Annotated in this window: 19 protein-coding genes and 1 tRNA gene; 10 read left to right on the top strand and 10 right to left on the bottom strand. The window is 65.2% G+C overall.

All coding sequences use genetic code 11. The annotated features are described in order from the left end of the window. Positions 1–29: 29 nt before the first annotated feature. From AB0323_RS09590 to AB0323_RS09615, 6 genes are read right to left on the bottom strand one after another with little or no spacing between them, the layout of a single operon-like run. On the bottom strand, positions 30–1,835 hold the full coding sequence (locus AB0323_RS09590) for a protein kinase (RefSeq protein WP_366177103.1): 1,806 nt from the start codon (positions 1,833–1,835) through the stop codon (positions 30–32). Continuing rightward, positions 1,832–3,289, bottom strand: a complete 1,458-nt coding sequence (locus AB0323_RS09595) for a penicillin-binding protein 2 (RefSeq protein ID WP_366177104.1) — start codon at positions 3,287–3,289, stop codon at positions 1,832–1,834. The genes AB0323_RS09590 and AB0323_RS09595 overlap by 4 nt, the downstream gene beginning before the upstream one ends. After that, entirely contained in the window at positions 3,286–4,653 is a 1,368-nt protein-coding gene (locus tag AB0323_RS09600; RefSeq protein WP_366177159.1) for an FtsW/RodA/SpoVE family cell cycle protein, read from the bottom strand. The genes AB0323_RS09595 and AB0323_RS09600 overlap by 4 nt, the downstream gene beginning before the upstream one ends. Continuing rightward, entirely contained in the window at positions 4,650–6,386 is a 1,737-nt protein-coding gene (locus tag AB0323_RS09605; RefSeq protein ID WP_366177105.1) for a PP2C family serine/threonine-protein phosphatase, read from the bottom strand. The genes AB0323_RS09600 and AB0323_RS09605 overlap by 4 nt, the downstream gene beginning before the upstream one ends. A 3-nt stretch (positions 6,387–6,389) precedes the next feature. Then, positions 6,390–6,872 carry an FHA domain-containing protein gene (locus tag AB0323_RS09610; protein ID WP_364538857.1) on the bottom strand — a complete coding sequence of 161 codons (483 nt, stop codon included), beginning with the start codon at positions 6,870–6,872 and terminating at the stop codon, positions 6,390–6,392. 5 nt (positions 6,873–6,877) lie between these two features. After that, entirely contained in the window at positions 6,878–7,612 is a 735-nt protein-coding gene (locus AB0323_RS09615; RefSeq protein WP_366177106.1) for a DUF3662 and FHA domain-containing protein, read from the bottom strand. A 362-nt stretch (positions 7,613–7,974) separates the two neighbouring features. Between AB0323_RS09615 and AB0323_RS09620 the strand changes: the two genes are divergently transcribed. Next, a tRNA-Leu gene (locus AB0323_RS09620) sits at positions 7,975–8,057 on the top strand. A gap of 105 nt (positions 8,058–8,162) precedes the next feature. Here AB0323_RS09620 and AB0323_RS09625 read toward each other — a convergent pair. Continuing rightward, a complete protein-coding gene (locus AB0323_RS09625) occupies positions 8,163–8,846 on the bottom strand; it encodes a TetR/AcrR family transcriptional regulator (protein WP_364538649.1) in 684 nt (227 codons plus the stop codon). Positions 8,847–8,985: 139 nt separating this feature from the next. Here AB0323_RS09625 and AB0323_RS09630 point away from each other — a divergent pair, with 139 nt between their 5' ends. The 5 genes from AB0323_RS09630 (at position 8,986) to AB0323_RS09650 (ending at position 15,377) form a co-directional block, all read left to right on the top strand. Continuing rightward, positions 8,986–10,377, top strand: coding sequence for an NAD(P)/FAD-dependent oxidoreductase (locus tag AB0323_RS09630; protein ID WP_366177107.1), 1,392 nt, complete (start codon positions 8,986–8,988; stop codon positions 10,375–10,377). A 162-nt stretch (positions 10,378–10,539) separates the two neighbouring features. Continuing rightward, positions 10,540–11,298: a 5-oxoprolinase subunit PxpA gene (locus AB0323_RS09635; protein WP_366177108.1), complete on the top strand. Its 759-nt coding sequence runs from the start codon at positions 10,540–10,542 to the stop codon at positions 11,296–11,298. Continuing rightward, a complete protein-coding gene (locus AB0323_RS09640) occupies positions 11,295–12,932 on the top strand; it encodes a 5-oxoprolinase/urea amidolyase family protein (RefSeq protein WP_366177109.1) in 1,638 nt (545 codons plus the stop codon). Before AB0323_RS09635 ends, AB0323_RS09640 begins: the two co-directional genes overlap by 4 nt. Then, complete coding sequence (locus tag AB0323_RS09645; RefSeq protein WP_366177110.1) at positions 12,929–14,662, top strand: biotin carboxylase N-terminal domain-containing protein; 1,734 nt, start codon at positions 12,929–12,931, stop codon at positions 14,660–14,662. The genes AB0323_RS09640 and AB0323_RS09645 overlap by 4 nt, the downstream gene beginning before the upstream one ends. Before the next feature lie 28 nt (positions 14,663–14,690). Next, positions 14,691–15,377, top strand: a complete 687-nt coding sequence (locus AB0323_RS09650) for a GntR family transcriptional regulator (protein ID WP_366177111.1) — start codon at positions 14,691–14,693, stop codon at positions 15,375–15,377. A gap of 32 nt (positions 15,378–15,409) precedes the next feature. Here the strand turns inward: AB0323_RS09650 and AB0323_RS09655 are convergent, their stop codons facing one another. Both AB0323_RS09655 and AB0323_RS09660 read right to left on the bottom strand, forming a co-directional pair. After that, the gene (locus tag AB0323_RS09655) at positions 15,410–16,027 is read right to left on the bottom strand and encodes a hypothetical protein (protein WP_366177112.1); all 618 of its coding nucleotides are present in this window, start codon (positions 16,025–16,027) and stop codon (positions 15,410–15,412) included. A gap of 151 nt (positions 16,028–16,178) precedes the next feature. After that, complete coding sequence (locus tag AB0323_RS09660; RefSeq protein ID WP_366177113.1) at positions 16,179–16,628, bottom strand: DUF5997 family protein; 450 nt, start codon at positions 16,626–16,628, stop codon at positions 16,179–16,181. A gap of 133 nt (positions 16,629–16,761) precedes the next feature. Between AB0323_RS09660 and AB0323_RS09665 the strand changes: the two genes are divergently transcribed. From AB0323_RS09665 to AB0323_RS09680, 4 genes are read left to right on the top strand one after another with little or no spacing between them, the layout of a single operon-like run. After that, positions 16,762–17,565: an ABC transporter permease gene (locus AB0323_RS09665; RefSeq protein WP_284982816.1), complete on the top strand. Its 804-nt coding sequence runs from the start codon at positions 16,762–16,764 to the stop codon at positions 17,563–17,565. Further along, a complete protein-coding gene (locus AB0323_RS09670; protein WP_366177114.1) occupies positions 17,562–18,626 on the top strand; it encodes an ABC transporter ATP-binding protein in 1,065 nt (354 codons plus the stop codon). The genes AB0323_RS09665 and AB0323_RS09670 overlap by 4 nt, the downstream gene beginning before the upstream one ends. Before the next feature lie 48 nt (positions 18,627–18,674). Further along, the gene (locus AB0323_RS09675) at positions 18,675–19,430 is read left to right on the top strand and encodes a LysR family transcriptional regulator substrate-binding protein (protein WP_366177115.1); all 756 of its coding nucleotides are present in this window, start codon (positions 18,675–18,677) and stop codon (positions 19,428–19,430) included. A gap of 3 nt (positions 19,431–19,433) precedes the next feature. Next, on the top strand, positions 19,434–20,054 hold the full coding sequence (locus AB0323_RS09680; RefSeq protein WP_364538627.1) for a LacI family DNA-binding transcriptional regulator: 621 nt from the start codon (positions 19,434–19,436) through the stop codon (positions 20,052–20,054). Positions 20,055–20,192: 138 nt separating this feature from the next. Here AB0323_RS09680 and AB0323_RS09685 read toward each other — a convergent pair whose 3' ends face one another. Then, a complete protein-coding gene (locus AB0323_RS09685) occupies positions 20,193–21,296 on the bottom strand; it encodes a RelA/SpoT domain-containing protein (RefSeq protein WP_366177116.1) in 1,104 nt (367 codons plus the stop codon). Positions 21,297–21,356 lie beyond the last annotated feature (60 nt).

A 21,356-nucleotide genomic window follows, 5' to 3' on the forward strand; every position in this document is an offset into this window, starting at 1 on the left:
GGGGTGGAGCGTCCGGTTGGCATGGTGTCTTATTGGCTGGCTGAAGGAGAAGGGGATGCGGCCGGCTTGGACAGGTGATAGGTGACGACGGATCCGGCGGTTACTTTCTGTCCGGCGGCAGGATCGGAACTGACGAATGTTCCCGGCGCCTGTCCCGTTGCTCCGTTGACGGGGTTTCCGGTGACCCAGCGCAGGCCGGCGCCTTCGATGGCAGCCTGTACTTGTGATTCGGTGGCTCCCTTGCCGATGGTGGGGACCGTGACCATCTGCGGTCCCTTGGAGTAGCTGACGGTGATGGTCGATCCCTTGGCTACGGGGCCGGAGGGATTGATGTCAGTGACCGTCCCCGGCGTGGATGGATCGAAGACCTGGACACCGCTGACCACGAGGCCGAGTGCATTGAGGTCCGAGCGCACCTTGTCGTACGGCTGTCCCTTGTACTGCTCGGGGATCAGGTTGATGGTCTCGGGGGTGGAGGTCGTAGGCGTGGGGGTGGCCGAGGTCTCCGTGGGGCTTGGACTTGCCGAAGTTGGAGGTGCGCTCGAGACCCGGGACGGAGGGGTAGTGCCCGCCGGTGCTGGACTGCTGGGCGAGAACAGCCCGGACTGGGTCAGGAGCGCCCCCACCACGGCGAGCAGCACGAGCACGATCAGGGCGACGAGCGGCCACGTCCACGGGCTGCGCTTCCTCCGCTGCGGCTGCTCCTGGTACTCCTCTTCTTCATGGAAGTACTGGTTGTCCTCGTCGGCCTGATCCAAACTGCGTTCGGCTGCCAGGGCATTGGCACGGGCCAGCGGATTTCCACCTTCGGCTGCGGCCGCCCCCACTGCAGCGGCTCCCGCAGCGGCGGCGCCGACCACCGGGAGCGCCGACGTCGACGTCGACCGGGCTTCCCTGCCGTACGGTGAGGTGACAATGCCTGTGGGCGCGGTGGCGATGTCCGTGGGCGCAGTGATGGGGCCCGTGGCGGATTCGAACAGCAGCATCCCCGGCACGGCCGCGTGTGCCGTCGCGATATCGCCGGCGCGGATCGCTTCTGCGGCTTCAGCCAGTTTGATGGCATCCGCAGGACGGTTCTTCGGATCCTTGGCGAGCATGGACATCAGCAGGGCGCGTATCGGGGTGGGCAGGCTTTCGGGCAGCGGCGGCGGGGCGTCGTTGACCTGTGCCAGCGCAATGGCGATCTGGGATTCGCCGGAGAACGGACGATGCCCTGTAAGGCACTCGTAGCCGATAATCCCGAGGGAATATATGTCCGAGGCGCCCGTGGCCGTTTGCCCCGTGGCCTGCTCCGGAGCCAGGTACTGGGCCGTACCCATGACCTGGCCGGTCTGCGTGAGCGGAACTTGGTCCGCCAGGCGGGCGATGCCGAAGTCGGTGATCTTGACACGGAAGTCCGGCGTGATCAGGAGGTTCCCCGGTTTGATGTCCCGGTGCACCAGGCCCTGGGCATGCGCAGGCGCCAGCGCCCGGGCGGTCTGGGAAATGATGGACAGGGTACGGTCCGGGGAAAGCACCTGCTCGTGTTCCAGGATGCTGCTCAGCGGCTGACCAGGCACCAATTCCATGACCAGGTAGGCGGAGCCGTCTTCCTCTCCGTAGTCGAAGACGTTGGCGATCCCGACGTGATTGAGCAGCGCGGTGTGGCGGGCCTCGGCTCGGAACCGCTGGAGGAATCCGGGGTCACCCGTGTATTCCTCCTTGAGTACCTTGATGGCGACGATCCGGCCAAGGATCTGGTCCTTGGCCCTCCAGACCTCTCCCATGCCGCCAATCGCAATGCGACTGGTCAGCTGGAACCTGCCGCCGAGGGTGATTCCTGACGTAGGCCTCACTTGTTCAACACCGCCTCAAAAATCTTCTTCGCGTTCGGACTGGTTAGCTTTGCGCCGGTAGACACATCAACGCCTTCCATGACAATGGTGACGGCTACCTGCGGGTCGTTGGCCGGGGCGAACCCGGTAAACCATGAGTTGTTCAAACCTGAATTGCCGAGTTGCGCCGTGCCGGTCTTGCCGGCCACCTGGACTCCCGGTACCGAGGCGCCGCTCGCAATGCCCTTGGACACGACGTCGGTCATCCACTGTGTGATCTGGCTGGCGATGTCAGGCGTGGTGGAAGTACGCAGCGCCTCGGGCTTGGGCTCGCTGATGACACGCAGGTCCGGTGCCCGCACAGTCTTGATGAGGTTCGGCTTCATCTGGACGCCCTTATTGGCAATAGCCGCGGTCATCATGGCGATTTGCAGCGGAGTGGCCCTGACGTCACGCTGTCCGACGGCGGACTGGGCCAACGCTGCCTGGTCCAGATTCTTGGGGAAGACACTGACCGCGGACTGAAGCTTGAGCTGGTCCCCGAAATCCTGTCCGAAGCCAAACTTGCTGGCCTGGTCCGCGATGGCCTGCTGGCCCAGGTCCAGGGCGATGCTGGCGAACGGGGTGTTGCACGATTGTTCCAAGGCGAAAGGGAAATCGGCCGTGCTGCGGGTTGAACAGTTGCCGCCGGCATAGTTGGGCAGCGAGGCGCTCGAACCGGGCAAGGGAAGGCTGTCCGGGTTCGGCAAGACACTGTCCTTGTTGTACTTCCCGGAGTTCAAGGCGGCCGCGGTATCTACAAGCTTGAACACCGAACCGGGCGCCAGGAGCTCGCCGGTGGGTCCGCTCACGGACTGGTTGAGATTGATACCGGGGACCTGGTTGATTTGGTCGTAGCCGGCCTTTTCCTTGGCGGGATCGTGCGTGGCGATCAGGTTGGGATCATAGGACGGCTTGGAGACCATCGCGATGATGGCGCCCGTCTTCGGGTTGGTGACGACAATCGAGCCGCGCTGGCCGTCAGGAATGAGGTCGTAGGCGAGCTTCTGGATCACCGGATCGAGGGTCAATTCCACCGAGGCGCCCTTCGGCTGGCTGCCAAGGAAGATCTGGCTCACCCGGTCCAGGAAGAGCTGGTCGGAGCTGCCGCCCAGTTCATCACGAAGCTGCTGCTCAAGCCCGGTGGACCCGTAGGTCCTGGAGAAGTAGCCCGTGATCCCCGCATAGAGCTCCGGCTGGTTATATCTGCGTTGGTACTTGCAGGTTTCGTCTCCGGCAACGGATTCGGCGATTGGCTTGCCGCCCACGATGATGGCCCCGCGGTCGTTGCAGTAGTTCGCCAGGACGGCGCGCTGGTTCCACGGATTGTCGTTGAGGTCGCCGGCGCCGATGACCTGGACATAGCTGATCGCGCCAAAGAGGAGGGCGAACATGGCAACTGCTGCCATCCACGCATTGCGTATGGAATGGTTCATGAGGTCTGCACCGCCTCTGTGGGGGCATGGGTAACGGGCGTAGTGTCCACCGGGCCGCGCGCGGTGTTCGAGATCATGAGCAGCAAGCCCACGATGATCCAGTTGGCAAGCAAGGAAGAACCGCCTGCCGCGAGGAAGGGAGTGGTGAGCCCCGTCAGCGGGATCAGCCGCGTTACCCCGCCGATCACCACGAAGCACTGCAACGCGATGGCAAAGGACAGGCCACAAGCCAAGAGCTTGCCGAACGCGTCCCGCGCTCCAAGAGCCGCGCGGAACCCTCGGGTGAAGAGCAGCATGTAGAGCATCACGACCGCAAAGAGACCGATCAGTCCCAGTTCCTCACCGATGAGGGCTACGATCATGTCGCTGTTGGCGAACGGCACCAGATCCGGCCTGCCTTGTCCGAGCCCCGTGCCTGCGAGACCGCCGTCGGCCATGCCGAAGAGGCCTTGGACGATCTGTCCGCTGCCGCCCGGAGACCGGTCGAAGACTTCCGGGGTGAACGCGTTCCACCAGCTGTCCAGGCGGAAGGCGACGTGCGAGAAGAACCTTGACGCCAGGAATCCGCCACCAAGGATCAGCGCGACGCCGATGACCACCCAGCTGATCCGGCTCGTTGCGACGTAAATGATCACGATGAACAGGCCGAAGAAAAGGATCGAGGTGCCGAGGTCCCGCTGGAACACGAGGATGCCGATGCTCACGAGCCAAGCGGTGATCATGGGGCCAAGATCCTTGAAACGCGGCAATTGCATGGGGCCGATTTTGCGGCCGGCAAGCAGGATGAGGTCCCGGTTGGAGGAAAGATAACCTGCGAAGAATATAGCCAGGGTGATCTTGGCGATTTCGCCCGGCTGGAAAGTCATGGGACCGATCCGGATCCAGACGCTGGCGCCCAGCACTTCGCCGGCGGAAATACCGGGAACGAGCGGCAGTACAAGGAGAACTGCGCTGGCCGCCAGCGAGATAAAGGTGAAGCGGCGAAGGAGGCGGTGGTCCTTGAGGAACCAGATCACGACGATTGACACGGCCATGGCCAGGAGGGTCCAGCGCAACTGGTTGTTCCCCGTGTCCTCGCCTGGCTGGTCCATGCGATGGATAAGGGCCAGTCCCAAGCCGTTGAGGGCAACCACGATCGGAAGGATGATCGGATCGGCATATTTTGCGCGGAACCTGAGGATCATGTGGAAAGCGAATGCCGCCACGACCAAGAGACCCGACTGGAACCAGAAATCGCTGTTGAAAGCGGCCGGACTATTGAGCCCGACCATGGCGCTGGCGCCGATTCCCACGGCAAGGGCAAGGACCAGCAGGACGAGCTCGACGTTGCGGCGCGGCTTGGGTGCAGTGATGGCCGGAATCATGGGGACACCGCGCACGTAGGGACCGCCGTGGACGAGGGTGACGATGTTGGCCGGTTCGAAGGACTCGGGCTTGGCGGCGTGGGGGTTGCCGTGGCGGTCGGACTTGCCGTCGGCCTGGCTGTGCCCGTGGGGCAATTGACGGGCAGCCCCGTGGTGCCCTTTTCCTGCAGGTTCTTCACAATCTGCTGGGCATCGGAGAGATCCCGCGCCGGAACGGTCTGGCGAACAACCTGTTGCGTGTATTCAGGCAAAGAGTCCATGCGGATGTTCGTCGTGGCTTCTACTTTCGAGAGCTGGAAAGGGCCAAGGCTCTGGGAAATGCCGTTGAAAATTGCGACGTGCTGGTTGAATTCACCGACGTAGTAGCGCGTCTGGGTCCACGCATAGCCGAGCCACAATCCGGCGACCACGAATATGGCCAGGACCGCGGCAATGGCCGGCGTCAACCAGCGCCGCTTCTGCGCGACGAGGGGTTGTGGTTCCTGGCGGTCCTGTTCGGCCTTGTGGGTCAGCACAGTGGCAGCCCGGCGTGCAACGCTGCGTCCGGCTACGGTCGGAATCGAACCCGTGGCCGCGGCGGTTGCGGCAGCACCGACCAGTTCGTGCGGACGGCTAGCGAGCTCTTCGCGGAGGATCTCCGCCGACAGGTGCTCGCCAAGGTGGGGGTCTGTCGCCGTCGGAGGCTCAGTAGTCGCGGCGGGTTTTCCAGGATCCTCCGCAGCGGGCTCGGTCGCGGCGGTGGGTTTCGCCGTCGTGGCGGAAGGCCCGGCGTCGGACGTTGTTTCCGGCGGCGTGACCGGCGGCGTGACCTGGCCGGCCGCGGGGCTGTTGGCTCCGGTCTCTTTGGCCGCGGCTGCCTCGTTGCCCGCCTTGCCCTTGTCCGGCGCGGACTTTCCGGGATCCGCATTCGGTAGCGCTGGCGCTTGCGGGACGACGTCGACTGCGGCGGTGCTCAGGTTGTCGCCGGTTTCTTCCACGATTTCCAACAGCACCACGGTGACGTTATCCGGAGCGCCGTTGGCGAGCGTGAGCTCGACGAGGAGCTCGGCGCATTCGGCGAGGTCCTTGGTTTCCCGGACTACTTGCTCCACGACTGCGCCTTGGACGTAGTTCAGGCCATCGGAGCAGAGGAGCCAGCGTTCGCCCGGTTCGACGTCGAGCTCGTCAAGGTCCAGTTCGGGGCTGGCGTCCACGTCGCCCAGAACGCGCATGAGGACGTTTTTGTGCGGGTGGGTTTCGGCTTCTTCCGGACGGAGCCGGCCTTCATCGATCAGCCTCTGGACGAAAGTGTGGTCCACGCTGATTTGCTCGAATTTGCCGTTGCGCAGGCGGTAGGCGCGGGAATCGCCGATGTGCGCGAAGTGCAGCCGCCTGCCTTCGAGCAGCAGGGCGGTGACCGTGGTGCCCATGCCTGCGAGCTTCGGGTCCACGTGGACGAGCTCGGAGAGGAGGGAATTGGCGGTCTGGATTTCGTCTGCCAGGACTGTTTCCGCGCCGTCCGGGTAGGAATCGTGATCGAGGTGGATCATGTCCAGCACGGTGGATGCTGAGGCGACATCCCCGCCCGCGTGCCCGCCCATGCCGTCCGCGACGACGGCAAGATGCCGGCCGGCATACGCGGAGTCGTCGTTCTTCGAGCGGACACGCCCGACGTCGGACCGCGCCGCGTAACGCATGATGAGGCGGGTTTCCGGAGGCAGCGACTTGCCTTCGGATGCCTGGGGGGAAGCCATGGGCTACGCCCTCAATTCGATGACCGTCTTGCCGATCCTCACGGGGACGCCAAGCTCCACCGGCAGGGCGCGGGTCAATTGCTGATCGGCGAGGTAGGTGCCGTTGGTGGAACCAAGATCTTCGATGAACCATCGGCTGCCCTGGGGGAACAAGCGCGCGTGCCTGCCCGAAGCGTAGTCATCCTCGAGGACCAACGTGGCCTCTTGTGCGCGGCCCAGCAGAATGGGGCTCGCCGCCAAAGGAACCGTGGTCCCCTTGAGCGGCCCCTCGACGACGACTAGCTGGTGCGCCTGCTGCTTCACGGGCTGGGGTGGTGCGGGGGCGAGCTCCGGGTGCTTGCGTACTTCGCGCGCCGTCGGAGTTCCCATGGCTGCTTTGCGGCCGATTACGAGATCGCGACGCATGGTCGAGACGATGCTGAAGATCAGTATCCACAGCAACAGCAGGAAGCCGAAGCGGAGCGCGGTGATGGTCAGTTCGCTGATGTTGCTCACGGGCGCCCACCAGAGGGCTGGGGGAGAAGTCTGAAGATGATCTTGGTCCGTCCCATGGTGATGGTGGATCCGTCAGTAAGTTCCACACTGCCGTCCACTCTGTGGCCGTTGACGTAGCTTCCGTTGGTGGAACCGAGGTCGACGGCGCGGATGACTCCGTCCGCCGTCTGGATTTCCAAGTGCTTGCGCGAGACGCCGGTATCTTCCACCAGGATGTCGGCCTCGGATGACCTGCCCAGGACGATGGAAGGCGCGTTGAGGGAATAGCGTTGCCCGCCGATATCCAGGACCGGCTGGAGTCGCGTGGGCTCCCGGTTCGGCGCGGCGGGGACTACCGGCCGAGGCGCCGCAGCCCCGTCGGATTTCTCCGTGCGGGACGTGATTTCGAAATGGCCTTCGCGCTGGGCATCGTCGTGACGGAAGGAGATCCGTACCGAACCCTGCAGGATGTAACCTTGGCTGCGCACGTGCTGGATGACGACATCGCACAATTCTTCGGCCAGGGGAGTTCCCCATTCCTGGGCGCGCGCGAAGTCTGCATCGCTCAAGAGGACATCGAAGACGTTGGGAGCCAAGGTACGGCCGGCCGAAATAGTGATGGACTTGTTGTCCAGTTCACGGCGAAGCTTGCTGGCTATCTCCACGGGCTCCACCCGTGCCCGTGACCCGGTAGAGAAGACGCCGCGGACGGCCTTTTCGATGCCACGCTCAACCCTGTCAAGCAAGCCCATGGTCCTTCTCCTTCCGTTTCGTTGACCCTGCAGTATCAGTAGCCAGGACGAATCCCTGCAGTGGCCGGAGCGCACGCAAGAAGCCTGTCTTCAACCCCGATACTACTGGGCAAGACTGTGAATGGCCTTATTCCACAACGGCTGGAAGGCCGGAAAAGTTCGCCGGCCAGCATCATTCCGGGACGCTTCCTGCGTGATTTCTGCTTCACGCGGGGGACCGGCAATCCGTGGCGCTCCGGGGTTTTACGGCCCCGTCCTTGGTCGATTGGCGTTTTCAAGAGGTTGTCCGTTATGCTTGATCTCGCTGCTTTCGCAGGGGTAACGCCGGGGAAACCTGGTTCGGCCCGGGCGAAAGAAGTTGCGCGCGAGTGGCGGAACGGCAGACGCGCTGGCTTCAGGTGCCAGTATCCGAAAGGGTGTGGGGGTTCAAATCCCCCCTCGCGCACGCAATTCAAGGAACCCCGGTCTCTGACCGGGGTTCCTTTGTTTAACACCCAACTGACTCGCATTTGTTGTCGCTATGACGGCTCATAACGACAACAAATGCGAGTCAGTTGGGCTGGGTCCGGAGCGCCCCGAGCCCGGTGATCAGTGCATCCAGGCCCATGCTGAACGCGAGATCGGACGGGTAGTTGTTCCGTTCGGGACCGAGGCTGCGGACCGCCGAAGTGAAGTGCGGCGTGGAGTCGGCCAAGCGGCCGGAATCGAAAATGTCCGCCGGCGCGTTCGCGTCGAAAGCGGCACCGAAAATGTAGGCCTCGAGAGCCACGATGCTCGGGATGATCTGCTTCTCAGGGAAACCCGCGCGGAGGAAGCCCTCGGTGACGGCTTCGTACATGGCGAGCGTCTGGGGGGCGTCCGTGACGGGAAGGACCGCGATCACTGAGATCAGCGGGGTGTGCCTTGCGAAGATACCGCGATAGGAATACGCCCATTGTCGGACGGCCTCTTCCCAAGGGAGTGTGCTGAAACCTCCGAAGTCGACCTTGGACATCAGATCCTCTTCCACGAGCTTGAGGACTTCATCCTTGGAGGACACATGGTTGTAAAGGGCCGACGGCGCCACGCCCAGGGAGCGCGCAAGTGCGGCCATGGTGAGGCCGTCGTAGCCCTTCTTGCTGATCAGTTCCAGCGCCGCCGCCGTGATGCCGTCCTGGTCCAGGACCGCCGCCATTGGCCGGCCTGCCCTGCGACGCGCTTTGGTCTCGCCGGGAGCGGGGGTGGGTTCAGGCATTGCTGACCTTTCTGGAGGCTGTGTCAAAGCATTATTCCATTTGGGTCTTCACAGCCGCGGCCAGGCCAGCTACAGTGGAGATAAATGAACGTCATTCATTTATTGGTCAGCCAACGGGGACGGCCACAGAAAGGACATCATGTTGAAACTTGATCGCGACGTCGTAATTGTCGGTGCCGGTCCGTCGGGGTTGACGGCCGCCCGCGAATTGAAGAAGGCCGGACTCAGTGTTGCCGTACTCGAAGCACGCGACCGCGTCGGTGGCCGCACGTGGACCGACACCATTGGCGGGGCCATGCTGGAAATCGGCGGACAATGGGTGTCCCCGGACCAGACCGCCCTCATGGGGCTCCTCGACGACCTCGGCCTGAAGATGTACTCCCGCTACCGCGAAGGCGAATCTGTCTACCTCGCGCCGGACGGCAAGCGTACCCGCTACACCGGGGCTTCCTTCCCGGTGGGCGAAACCACTGCAGCCGAGATGGACAAGCTCACCGCCATCCTGGACGGCCTCGCCGCGGAGATCGGCGCGGAGGAGCCTTGGGCGCACCCCAAGGCCCGTGAGCTGGACACCATCTCCTTCCACCACTGGCTGCGCCAGAACTCCACGGACGAGGAGGCCTGCAACAATATCGGCCTCTTCATCGCCGGCGGCATGCTCACCAAGCCGGCCCATGCTTTCTCCGCGCTGCAAGCGGTGCTGATGGCAGCTTCGGCAGGTTCCTTTTCCAACCTGACGGACGAAGACTTCATCCTGGACAAGCGGGTTATCGGCGGCATGCAGCAGGTCTCCCTGTTGATCGCCGCGGAACTGGGTGACGACGTCGTACTTAACAGCCCGGTCCGCACCATCAATTGGGAGCCGGCCGGCGAAGGCCATCGCGTCACTGTTGAATCCGAGCGTGCAACCGTCAATGCGCGATTCGTGATCATGGCTGTCCCGCCAAACCTGTACTCCCGGGTCTCCTTCAACCCGCCGCTGCCGCGCCGCCAGCACCAGATGCACCAGCACCAGTCCCTTGGCCTGGTCATCAAGGTCCACGCTGTCTACAGCACGCCGTTCTGGCGCGAAGACGGACTGTCCGGTACGGGCTTCGGCGCCGACGCCCTGGTCCAGGAGGTTTACGACAACACCAACCACGGAGACACGCGCGGGACCCTGGTGGGCTTCATCTCGGACGAAAAGGCGGACGCCGTCTTCGAGCTCAGCGCCGAGGACCGCAAGAAGAAGGTCCTCGAGTCCATCGCGAGCTTCCTGGGCGAAAAGGCCCTGGATCCCGAGGTCTACTACGAATCCGACTGGGGTTCCGAGGAGTGGACCCGGGGAGCCTACGCGTCCAGTTACGACCTGGGCGGTCTGCACCGCTACGGCAAGGACCAGCACGCCAATGTAGGACCCATCTACTGGTCCTCCTCCGACCTGGCCGCCGAGGGCTACCAGCACGTGGACGGAGCAGTCCGGATGGGCCAGGCAACGGCCGCCCGGATCGTCACCGCGAACAACCGCGTCGCTGCGGTACCGGTGGCCTAGAAAGTCACAAATCCACACGTGAGGTCTCGGCTCTTTCGCTCGTCGAAAGGGACGAGACCTCACTTTTGGAATCCGGGGAGCTGGTCCATGAGGCAAGATTGTTGAACAATCTTGGCATTTCAGGCATGATGGTGGGGTATTCAACCTGAGACGGGGATCACAATGCCTTATATCGACCTCAACAGCGACGTCGGAGAATCCTTCGGCAACTGGACCATGGGCGACGACGCTGCAGTCTTCCGCCACGTGTCGAGTGCCAATGTGGCCTGCGGATTCCACGCCGGAGATCCCACCACCATCGCCAGGACCTGCCGCGAGGCCGTCGCCGCAGGAGTGACCATTGGCGCCCACGTGGGTTACCGGGACCTCGCGGGTTTCGGCCGACGCTTCCTCGATTGCTCCGCAACCGAACTGGCCGACGACGTTCTCTATCAACTCGGCGCGCTCCAAGCCCTGGCCCATGCTGCCGGCTCCGGGATCAAGTACGTCAAGCCGCACGGCGCCCTCTACAACACGATCGTCCACCACGAGGTCCACGCCCAGGCTGTGGCCGACGCCGTCCACGCCTTCAGTCCCGGACTCCCGATCCTCCTCCTGCCGGGTTCCGTCGCGCTCGCCAAAGCCGAAGCGAAGGGGCTCCGGGGAGTGGCCGAGGCGTTCGCCGACCGGGCCTACAATGCGGACGGCACCCTCGTATCGAGGCGCGAAGAAGGTGCCGTTCTCCACGACCACGCCGCCATTACCGAGAACATGGTCCGCCTGGCAAAGGAGGGCAAGATCGTGGCCCGCGACGGTTCCGTCCTGAATGTCCACGCAGAAAGCATCTGCGTCCACGGAGACACTCCCGGCGCCGTGGCCATGGCAGCAGCCGTCCGCGCGGGACTCGAAGCCGCTGGGGTCACCGTACGGAGCTTCGCGTGAGCCTCACGGGAACACGCTGGGCGGGCCCGCGCGCCCTGCTGGTGGAACTTTCCGATCTCCCTTCCGTGCTGGCGTTTCATTCCCGGCTGCTCGCCGAGCCCCTGCCCGGCCAGCTCGACGTGGTCGCCGCGGCAGCCACCGTACTCGTTAAGTTCGGCACGCACGCCGAGGCACTCGCGGCGCGAACCGCCGTCGGGCATGTTGACCTGGGCGCGGTGCCATGCGACGGTTCCCGCGACGTCACCATCGAAGTGGTGTACGACGGCGAGGACCTCGCCGAGGTGGGCATGCTCACCGGTCTGGGAAGCGACGGCGTCGTGGCCGCCCACACTGGGCAGCTCTGGACCGCGGCGTTCGGCGGCTTCGCACCGGGCTTCACGTACTTGCTCGGCGAGAACCACAGCCTCGACGTTCCGCGCCGCAACTCGCCGCGCACCGCCGTTCCCGCCGGTTCCGTGGCGCTCGGCGGAACGTTCTCCGCCGTCTACCCCCGGCAATCGCCGGGCGGCTGGCAGCTGATCGGACGCACGACGGCGGTCCTTTGGGATCTCGAGCGGGAGTCACCGGCGCTGGTCCGTCCGGGAGACAGGGTCCGGTATGTGGCCGTCCGCGAGGCCGTTGCCCTGACTCCCGCACCGCCTGCGGCACCGACCGCTGTCCGCGAAGACACCGGCCCCGCCCTGGTGGTGGACTCACCCGGACTGCAATCGCTCGTCCAGGACCTCGGCCGCCCCGGGCTGGGGGACCTGGGCGTGTCGGCTGCGGGCGCCGTGGACCAGCAATCGACCCGACAGGCCAACCGCTTGGTGGGCAACGAGGCCGGCGCCGCAGTGATTGAAAACGCGCTGGGCGGCCTTTCGGTCCGGGCCGTCGGCGACCAGGTACTCGCTCTAGCTGGAGCGGCGGTGCCCTTGGAAATCCGCGATGCATCGGGGGCTCCGGCCCGCTGCGCCGCGATGTGCGCGCCCTTCGCTCTCCTGGACGGGGAAACCCTCAGCCTGGGAGAGCCGGCGCTCGGGGCCCGAAGCTACCTTGCCGTCCGCGGCGGGATTGATGTGCCTCCGGTGCTCGGCAGCCGCTCAAGCGACTCGATGTCCGGAATCGGTCCCGCACCGTTGTCTGCCGGTACCCGCCTGCCCGTCGGAAGAGCGCCGCTGTTCCAGATGGTCGGCGCCCCGGAGGAATCGACGCTGCGGCTAGGAGGGGCGTCCGCGGAACTCCGCGTCACCTTGGGCCCGCGGGACGACTGGTTCGATTCCCGCGCCTTGGAGACGCTCACGGAGCAGGACTGGATCACCAGCGAGCAGTCCAACAGAATCGGTGTCCGGCTCAAGCCCGCCGGCAACCACGCGCTCGAACGAAACGCAGACCGCGGCGCCGGCGAGCTCCCAAGCGAAGGGACAGTTGCCGGCGCACTCCAGGTCCCGCCCACTGGACATCCCGTCCTCTTCCTGGCCGACCACCCGGTGACGGGCGGGTATCCGGTGATTGCCGTCGTCGTACCCGAAGACCTGCCGACGGCGGCGCAATTGCCGCCCGGCCACAGGGTGCGGTTCACGATCGTGGACCCCGCAACCCTTGAACCCCGTGAACCTGCCGCTACCGGCGCTATCTCCGAAGGAACCCAGCCATGAAAAAGGTCCTGATCGCCAACCGCGGCGAGATCGCCGTGCGGATTGCCCGCGCCTGCTCCGATGAGGGCCTGGAGTCTGTTGCCGTGTACTCGGACCCCGACGCCGATTCCCTCCACGTCCGGTTTGCCGACCAGGCCTATGCGCTGGGCGGTTCCACTAGCGCCGAGACGTACCTGGACATCGCCAAGCTGATCGACGTCGCCCGCCGCGCCGCGGCCGACGCCGTGCACCCCGGATATGGCTTCCTGTCCGAGAACGCCGATTTTGCGCAGGCCGTGATCGACGCAGGGCTTACGTGGATCGGCCCGGCTCCGCAGTCGATCCGGGAGTTGGGCAATAAAGTGACGGCCCGGGAGATCGCCGTACGCGCCGGGGCTCCGCTTGTCCCGGGCAGCGATGGGCCCGTGGCCGACGCGGCTGAAGTACTTGCGTTCGCCTTGGAATACGGCATGCCAGTGGCCATCAAGGCTGCTTTTGGCGGGGGAGGCCGCGGCCTCAAGATTGCGCGGCGCCTCGAGGATATCGAGGATGCATTCGAATCTGCCGTGCGTGAATCCAAGGCAGCTTTCGGACGGGACGAATGCTTCGTGGAGCGCTTCCTGGACCAGCCGCGGCACGTCGAGGCCCAGATCCTGGCGGATATGCATGGCAACGTTGTGGTCCTGGGAACCCGCGACTGCTCGCTGCAACGCCGAAACCAGAAACTCGTGGAGGAGGCCCCGGCACCCTTCCTGAGCCCTGAACAACGCACGCTCATCCACGAATCGGCCAAGGCCATTTGCCGCGAGGCCGGATACTACGGTGCCGGAACCGTCGAATACCTCGTGGCGGTGGATGGCACCATCTCCTTCCTGGAGGTCAACACGCGTCTGCAGGTGGAGCATCCTGTCACCGAGGAGACCTCCGGGGTGGACCTGGTCCGCGAACAATTCCGGATCGCCGCAGGCGGCATCCTCTCCCTGACGGAAGACCCCGAGCCCAAAGGACACGCCTTCGAGTTCCGCCTCAACGCCGAGGATCCCGCGCGCGGCTTCCTGCCGGGCCCCGGCACGGTGGACGTGTTCGAGGCCCCCACCGGTCCGGGCATCCGAGTGGATTCGGGCGTTCGATCCGGCTCGGCGGTTCCCGGAGAATACGATTCCCTCCTGGCCAAGCTGATTGTCTGTGGCGAAAACCGGCAGCAGGCCCTGCGCCGCGCCCGGGCTGCCCTGGACGAGATGCAGATCAAGGGATTGCCCACCGTTCTTCCTTTCCACCGGGCCGTGGTCCGCCACCAAGCCTTCACCTCGGAGGACAAGCTCGGCGTGTACACCACGTGGATCGAGACCGAGTTCGCCGAGGAGCTTGCCGCGTCTTCGGAGATCGCCCGCGTGGCCCCCGGCTCCGAACGCAGGACGTTCACGGTGGAGTTGGACGGGAAGGCGGTCCAGCTTGGGCTCCCCCTTCGCTTGTTCGAGGCACTGATGAGTGGCGGTGGCGGATCCGAAGCTGATGTTTCGGCGCCGGTAGTGGCAGACGACGCCGGGCTGGCCTCGCCGATGTCCGGCTCGCTGGTGAAGTGGCTCGTTGAGGATGGTGCCGTCGTGGAAGTTGGACAGCCGGTGGCCGTGTTGGAGGCCATGAAGATGGAAACCACCGTCCCTGCGCACCGTTCCGGCACCGTGGCGCGTGGACCGCACGGGCCGGGCACGGCCGTCGGGCGCGGAGACCTGCTTGCGAGCATCAACTGACGGGTTCGGCGTTCGGTAGATTTGGGGCATGCCCATGAACGCTGCGCTTCAAGGAATCGCCGACGCCGGCCACGCCACCCACGCCCACACTGGAGCGTGGGTTGCCGCCCAGCTTCGCCAGCGCATCTCCCAGGGCCTGTTGCCGCCCGGCGCGAAGCTCTCCGAACAGGCCTTGTCCGAGGCGCTCGGCGTTTCCCGGAACACCCTGCGGGAGGCCTTCACTGTCCTGGCGGGTGAATCCGTGGTCCAGCGCATCCCCAACCGTGGCGTGTTCGTAGCCGCCCCCGGTGCCGAGGACGTCCGCGAAATCTACCGGGTGCGGCGCCTGATCGAACCGGCGGCCGTGTTGTGGGGCGATGTCCCGGCGGGAGCCCTCGATACTATGGACGCCATCGTCGACAAAGCCCGGGCTGCCCTCGCGGAGGGATCGGTGGCTGGCATGGCGGACGCCAACCAGGAGCTGCACAAGGCCCTGGTGTCGTTGTCCGGAAGCGCCTCGCTGGACGCACTGATGGAGAAAGTGCTGGCCGAGATGCGATTGGTCTTCCACGCGATGGCCACCACCCCCGACTTCCACGGGCATTACGTGGAACGCAACGCCGCCTTGGTCGCCCAGATCCGTAACGGACAGCGCGAAGAGGCCGCAGCCGAGTTGCGCCGTTACCTCGACGGTGCCGAACACGAACTCCTGGTGCACATCGGGGCAATTCCGTAGGCACTTGAGCGACCACGAAGGGCGCGAGCCAGCTACGGGGCAGAAACGCCCGCCGCTGCTTCGGCTTGGGCCATCGCAACTTCCAACTGCCTGACGGCGCGGGCGTAGTCCGCCCCCGCTGTCAGCCGGCAGCGTTGGGCTTCCTGCAGCGCGCGGACCAAGGCGGCGGTTTGTGGAACGTTGACGTCGCTCATTGCGGGGAAGTCGATGCCCTTGGCGGGATCCAGTTCATACCTTTGCCAGCGGGCCAGGATGGCGTCGTGACGGTCTGCAGCTTCCGTGAAACCGCTGCGGTCTTGGCGCCTCTGCTCCAGGTTCCGGCCGACGGCAAAGGCGGCAACAGCGGCAGTTATGCCGAGGAAGAGCATCAAGAGCCCGACGGCGGGCGAGGCCAAGGCAGGGATGACGACTGCGGGGACAACCACCACGAGTCCGGCGAAGATGTTCCAGAAGATGGCGTCCGGCTCTTTGAGCAGGTCCCGATCACGGTGTCCGAGGGGCCCCTGCAAAGCGAGGTGGCCGCCGTTGGAGGCTCCAGGGATGACCCCTTTGCGGACGGCGTTGACCGTAAAGGCCACCGCGCAGATGAGCAAAACCGCCCACAGCCCGATCTCCCAGGCCGTCAGCTGGATTCCAGTTGTGGCGGGCAATCGGACCACCTCCACGCGAATGCGCACCGCTTTGAATTCAGTATGCGCCGAGGAAGACCTGGAGGCGAGAGCCCGATTTGGGCGTAAAAACAGGAAGGCAGGACACCCCGGCCCGGGGTGTCCTGCCTTCCTGCGGAAGTCCGGTTGGAGCTTAAGCGTGGTCCCGCTTGGATGCCTTGGGCGCATCCCGCTTGGTAGTGGCGTTGGTCTTGGCTTCCTTCGTAGCTTCCTTCTTGGCAGCTTCTTCCTTGATGCGCTTTGCCTCGGAGCGTACGGCTGCGTGCGTGGCGCGCTCGACGACGAGCCACTGCGGGGGAGCTGCCAGCAGTTCGGTGATTTCCGCCGTCGTCAGGGGCTCGGTGATTCCGCCGCGGGCCAGCCCGCTGATGGAGATATTCAGCTTCTGTGCCACCACGGGACGCGGGTGCGGACCCGTCCGGCGGAGCTCGGCGAGCCACTCCGGGGCGTTGGCCTGGAGCTCGGCGAACTCGGCGCGGGTGATTTCCGAATCCTGGAACTCCTGGGGTGTTGCAGGCAGGTAGATGCCAAGTTTCTTGGCAACGGTGGCCGGCTTCATGGACTGGGAGTTTGCAGAGGTCATGGTTCAAGGGTATCCGCCACCGCAGGGAAGTGGCACAGCGGCTGTTCTAGGATGAAGCCATGCCGCACATAAGAGTCGCCGGGGCCGCCCGGGAAGTCCCGGTGACGCAAGCCTCGGCGTACCGTAGGCGTTGATGAACTTCAGCGGGATTCCACGGTGGGTCTATGGCCTTGCGGTAGTGGGCGGTTTGTTCGTCCTGTTGCCGCTGGCCGCCATGGTCGCAAAGGTCAATTGGGCACAGTTCATCCCGCTGGTGACCTCAGATTCCTCGCTGACGGCGTTGGGGCTCAGCCTCCGTACCTCTGCCGCGAGCACCGCCCTCTGCGTTGTCCTGGGCATTCCCCTGGCGCTTGTCCTTGCGCGCCGGCCGTTCCGCGGGCAGCGGCTCCTGCGTGCCTTCGTCCTCCTGCCCTTGGTGTTGCCGCCGGTGGTGGGCGGTATCGCGCTGCTCTACACGTTCGGGCGGCAGGGTCTTCTGGGCAAGAGCCTTGAGCTCGCAGGCATCCAGATCGCCTTTTCGACGACGGCGGTGGTCCTGGCCCAGACATTCGTCGCCCTGCCGTTCCTGGTAGTCAGCCTCGAAGGCGCCTTGCGGACTGCCGGCAACCGCTACGAAGCTGTTGCCGCGACGCTCGGCGCCCGCCCCACCACCATCCTGCGGCGCGTGACCGTGCCTATGGTCCTCCCCGGGCTCGCGTCCGGGGCGGTGCTGTCCTTTGCCCGAAGCCTGGGCGAATTCGGGGCCACGCTGACTTTCGCCGGGAGCCTGCAAGGTGTCACCCGGACCTTGCCTTTGGAAATCTACCTGCAGCGCGAGACCGACGCGGACGCCGCCGTCGCGCTTTCACTCGTGCTCGTCGCCGTGGCCGTGATCGTCGTCGGTCTGTCCTACCGGCGTCCCCACCGCGCGGACATTCCGGCGGAGGCGGCTGCATGAGCTTCCACATCGACGCCACGGTCCGGGCCCGAAACCTGGATGTGTCACTGAGCCTCGGACAGGCGGAAACCGTGGCGATCCTCGGACCCAACGGCGCCGGAAAGTCGACGCTGCTTTCCGTCGCGGCGGGCCTCGTGCGGCCGGACGCCGGCTCTGCCCGGCTAGGGGATCAGGTTCTCTTCGACCTCGACGGCGGCAGCCGGGTATGGACACCTCCGCACCTTCGCGGCACTGCACTGCTGGCCCAGGAACCGTTGCTGTTCCCACACCTGAGCGTCCTGGACAACGTGGCTTTCGGCCCGCGAAGCGCAGGCGCTTCCCGGGCGGAATCACACGAAACTGCGCGGCACTGGCTCGCCGAAGTCGACGCCACGGAGTTCGCCCGGCGGAAGCCCGGGCAGTTGTCCGGGGGACAGGCCCAGCGTGTCGCGGTGGCCCGCGCGCTGGCGGCCGGTCCCGAATTGCTGCTCCTTGACGAGCCGATGTCCGCGTTGGACATCCACGCCGCCCCGCACTTGCGCCGGCTCCTCAAGCGCGTCCTGTCCGGGCGCCGAGCCCTGATCATTACCCATGACGTCATGGACGCGCTCATGCTCGCGGACCGCGTGATCGTCATGGAAAAGGGCGGGATCGTCGAGGAAGGCGCCACCCGTGAGGTGTTCCGGCGTCCGCGAAGCCAGTTCGCCGCAGGCCTGGCCGGGGTGAACCTCATGGCGGGCACCGTCACGACGGACGGACTCAGGACGATCGCCACCGCGGAATTTCCCGGCCTGCATGTCGCGGGACACCTCGATGACGAAGCGGAACCGGGCCAGCCCGGCGTCGCCGCCTTCCCGCCGTCGGCCGTTTCCATCTTCCTGGATGCCGCCCACGGCAGCCCGCGCAACTCTTTTCCCGTTGCCATCACGGATCTTGAACCGCATGGAGACCACATCCGGGTCCGGGCCGGCGATCTGGCAGCGGACATCACACCCTCGGCCTCCGCCGAGCTGGGACTGGAACCCGGCTCCCGCGTCTACTTCGTGGTCAAGGCCACTGCGGTCCAGGTGTACGCGGCGTAGCTTGGGCAGGCGCTGCGTCGGCTACCGCCCGCGCGGTACTGTGAACTGGTGCCTTCCGATCAAGAATCCCTGCCCGACGTCGGCGTTCCCGACGCCTCCGACGCTGAAACCAGCGGTCCCCGGGGGCTCACTTTCGCCTACGTCGCCGGCGTGACGCCCGGCAAATGGATCCGGCGCTGGGAAGAGCGCATGCCCGATGTTCCCCTGCACTCGTTCATGTCCGACGACGGCGCGCAACTGGAGGTTCTGCGCGACGGTTCCGCGGATCTCAGCTTTGTGCGGTTGCCGGTGGATCGCGAGGGACTCCACGTCATTCCACTCTACGAAGAGCAGCCGGTGGTCGTGGCCCCGAATGGTCACGAAATCTCGGTGTTCGAAGAGGTGGCGCTGGAGGATCTCGCAGAGGAGAACTTCCTGGATGTCGCCGGGATGGGCGGGCCGGAGATGGCCATGCAGGTGGTGGCCTCGGGTGCCGGTCTGGTGATCCTGCCGATGTCCGTGGCACGGCATTTCAACGTCAAGGACACCGTGGCGCGGCGCCTGACAGGGGCCCAAGGCACACAGATCGCCCTTGCCTGGCCAAGCGACTCCACCAGCGAGGTCATCGAGGAATTCATTGGCATTGTCCGAGGCCGGACCGCGCAGAGCTCGCGGCAGCCTTCGGCCCAGCAAGAGAAGCCCAAGAAGGCACCCAAGCCGGACCGGCGCGGCACGGGCGCGAAAAAGCCGGCGGTGGCTCAGCGTTATGCGCCGAACCCCGACAAAGGCCGGGGCAAGGGCTCCCGCAAGAAAGGAAAGCGCTAGGCCATGGGACTTGGAGCGAAACCGACCATCCGCGACGTCGCCAAGAGCGCCGGCGTTTCCCTCACCACCGTGTCCTATGTCTTGTCCGGTCGCCTTGGCGGGACCACCCGCATCAGCGAAGCAACACAAGAGCGCGTCCAGGCCGCGGCCAAGGAACTGGGTTACGTACCGAATCAGGCGGCCCGCGGAATGCGCCGCGGCAAGACCGACCTCGTGGCGATTGCCATCGGCGACCTGGAATGGCCGTGGGACCGGGCCTTGGCAACGGCCGCCGCACGCATCTTGCCCCAGCACGGCTACCAGCCCGTGATCCTCATAGGCGACGGATGGCGGCGGTTCATGCTCTCCGGCGGTGCCGACGGCGCCATCATCGGTGCCCTTCCGCCCGGGACCGTCCTTGACCTCACGGTGGGCGAACTGGCCAGGCGCGGAGTGGCCCAAGTCATCATTTCGGACACCATGCAGCCTGCCGGCTTCGATGTCCTGGCACCTGGATCCGCGGGCGGGACCCCGGAACCGGAAGCCCTCGAAGGAGCCATCACCCTGCTCCTGGACCGGCTGGCCGGCCGCACCATTGGCGCGGGAACCACCAAGGCCGCGCCTTGGGAGTTCAAGTCTCCGTAGCCACCCAACTGACTCGCATTAGTTGTCGTTTTGGCGGCTCATAACGACAACAACTGCGAGCTAGTTGGGGCCGCCGCTCGCGCATCCGTACGCTCGCCGCTGAGGCCAATCAGCTCCACCTCCCGGTGTCATGGGTCCTTAGCTTTTGGTCAGGCGGTACCGCTCAATCTGCTTGAGACGCCGCTGGAGGCTGTCCCGCCGGGGGTGGGGGACGACGTCGGGCGCCTCAGCGGTGAGGTCGATGTGTTCAGTGCCGTACTGCCACAGCAGGAGGTCATCCAGGAGGCGGTCCGGTCCAGGGGAGTAACGGTGGTCCAGGGCTTTGCGGACCTCGGTGATCCGGTTGGCGCTGAGGAGACCGGCGAGTTCCACGGTCTTGTTCAGTCCGTGGGCCGCAAGAAGCTCTGCAGCCCAACCCCAGTCGTCATCAACTTTACGGTCAACGTGCGGAAGAAGCGTCCGCCATACGTCACGCACACGATTGGGGGTGAGGGGCATGGAACCTTCGCCATCGAGATCCCAGTAGCCGCGGACTTGCTCGTAGCGTTCGTGGAGGTCGGCGAAGGCGCTCTCCACGGTTTCCAGCATTGCCGCTGTGGCAGTGAACTGGCGGTCGAAATGCGGCGTCCAGGCGCGTGGATCCTCGGCTTTGAAGCGGATGTCGTGTTCGATCTCGCTCCAGGCGTGCGCAAACACCGTACGGATCTGGCATTCGAAGAAGTAGCTGCCATTCGGCGGAATGTCCGGATTGAAGACCTGTTGGTACGCCTTCACGGACTCGTTCTGGATGGTGCGGAGGATAAGGTGGCGGCTCGAGTATCCATAGGTGCCGGACTCGATGGAGCCGATGTCCTTCTCGAGGTCGCCGCGGCAATCGAAAAGCTGGCGCTGGCGCTTGATCAGGTTGGCGACCGCGGCGTTCTCAGCTGGAAGCTTGGTGATGACGCGCAGCCCCACCATGTCGTTCAGGGTCCGGAACGGGTCCGGGAACTTCAGGACCCGCGGACCCCCCTCCAAGGGCACCTCGGTGCGGGAAATCTTTTCCCGGAAAGATTCGACCGTTTTGGTACGCCCCGTGACGAAGAGGGGCACGGACTCGCTGTTCTTGAGCATGTCCCGCAGGGTCAAGAGGACGTCGCGGGTGACGAGTTTCAGGGCAGGACGTACGCGCTCGTAAAGCTCCACGTTCGCCTGTACTGATTCGCGCAGCTGAGGATCCAAGCTGTCCCAATTGCTAGCCATGCCTCCAGCTTACGGGGGATGGCCGACAGTGAAGCGGAGCCGGACCCGGCCACGCGCAGC

Source organism: Arthrobacter sp. NPDC080031, from assembly GCF_040702485.1.
GTDB lineage: Bacteria > Actinomycetota > Actinomycetes > Actinomycetales > Micrococcaceae > Arthrobacter.

Bases quoted from the DNA above. Each gene is read 5' to 3' on its own strand.
- AB0323_RS09595 (WP_366177104.1), bottom strand. From the start codon at position 3,289: ATGAACCATTCCATACGCAATGCGTGGATGGCAGCAGTTGCCATGTTC.
- AB0323_RS09600 (WP_366177159.1), bottom strand. From the start codon at position 4,653: ATGATTCCGGCCATCACTGCACCCAAGCCGCGCCGCAACGTCGAGCTC.
- AB0323_RS09605 (WP_366177105.1), bottom strand. From the start codon at position 6,386: ATGGCTTCCCCCCAGGCATCCGAAGGCAAGTCGCTGCCTCCGGAAACC.
- AB0323_RS09615 (WP_366177106.1), bottom strand. From the start codon at position 7,612: ATGGGCTTGCTTGACAGGGTTGAGCGTGGCATCGAAAAGGCCGTCCGC.
- AB0323_RS09625 (WP_364538649.1), bottom strand. From the start codon at position 8,846: ATGCCTGAACCCACCCCCGCTCCCGGCGAGACCAAAGCGCGTCGCAGG.
- AB0323_RS09630 (WP_366177107.1), top strand. From the start codon at position 8,986: ATGTTGAAACTTGATCGCGACGTCGTAATTGTCGGTGCCGGTCCGTCG.
- AB0323_RS09635 (WP_366177108.1), top strand. From the start codon at position 10,540: ATGCCTTATATCGACCTCAACAGCGACGTCGGAGAATCCTTCGGCAAC.
- AB0323_RS09645 (WP_366177110.1), top strand. From the start codon at position 12,929: ATGAAAAAGGTCCTGATCGCCAACCGCGGCGAGATCGCCGTGCGGATT.
- AB0323_RS09650 (WP_366177111.1), top strand. From the start codon at position 14,691: ATGCCCATGAACGCTGCGCTTCAAGGAATCGCCGACGCCGGCCACGCC.
- AB0323_RS09660 (WP_366177113.1), bottom strand. From the start codon at position 16,628: ATGACCTCTGCAAACTCCCAGTCCATGAAGCCGGCCACCGTTGCCAAG.
- AB0323_RS09665 (WP_284982816.1), top strand. From the start codon at position 16,762: ATGAACTTCAGCGGGATTCCACGGTGGGTCTATGGCCTTGCGGTAGTG.
- AB0323_RS09670 (WP_366177114.1), top strand. From the start codon at position 17,562: ATGAGCTTCCACATCGACGCCACGGTCCGGGCCCGAAACCTGGATGTG.
- AB0323_RS09680 (WP_364538627.1), top strand. From the start codon at position 19,434: ATGGGACTTGGAGCGAAACCGACCATCCGCGACGTCGCCAAGAGCGCC.
- AB0323_RS09685 (WP_366177116.1), bottom strand. From the start codon at position 21,296: ATGGCTAGCAATTGGGACAGCTTGGATCCTCAGCTGCGCGAATCAGTA.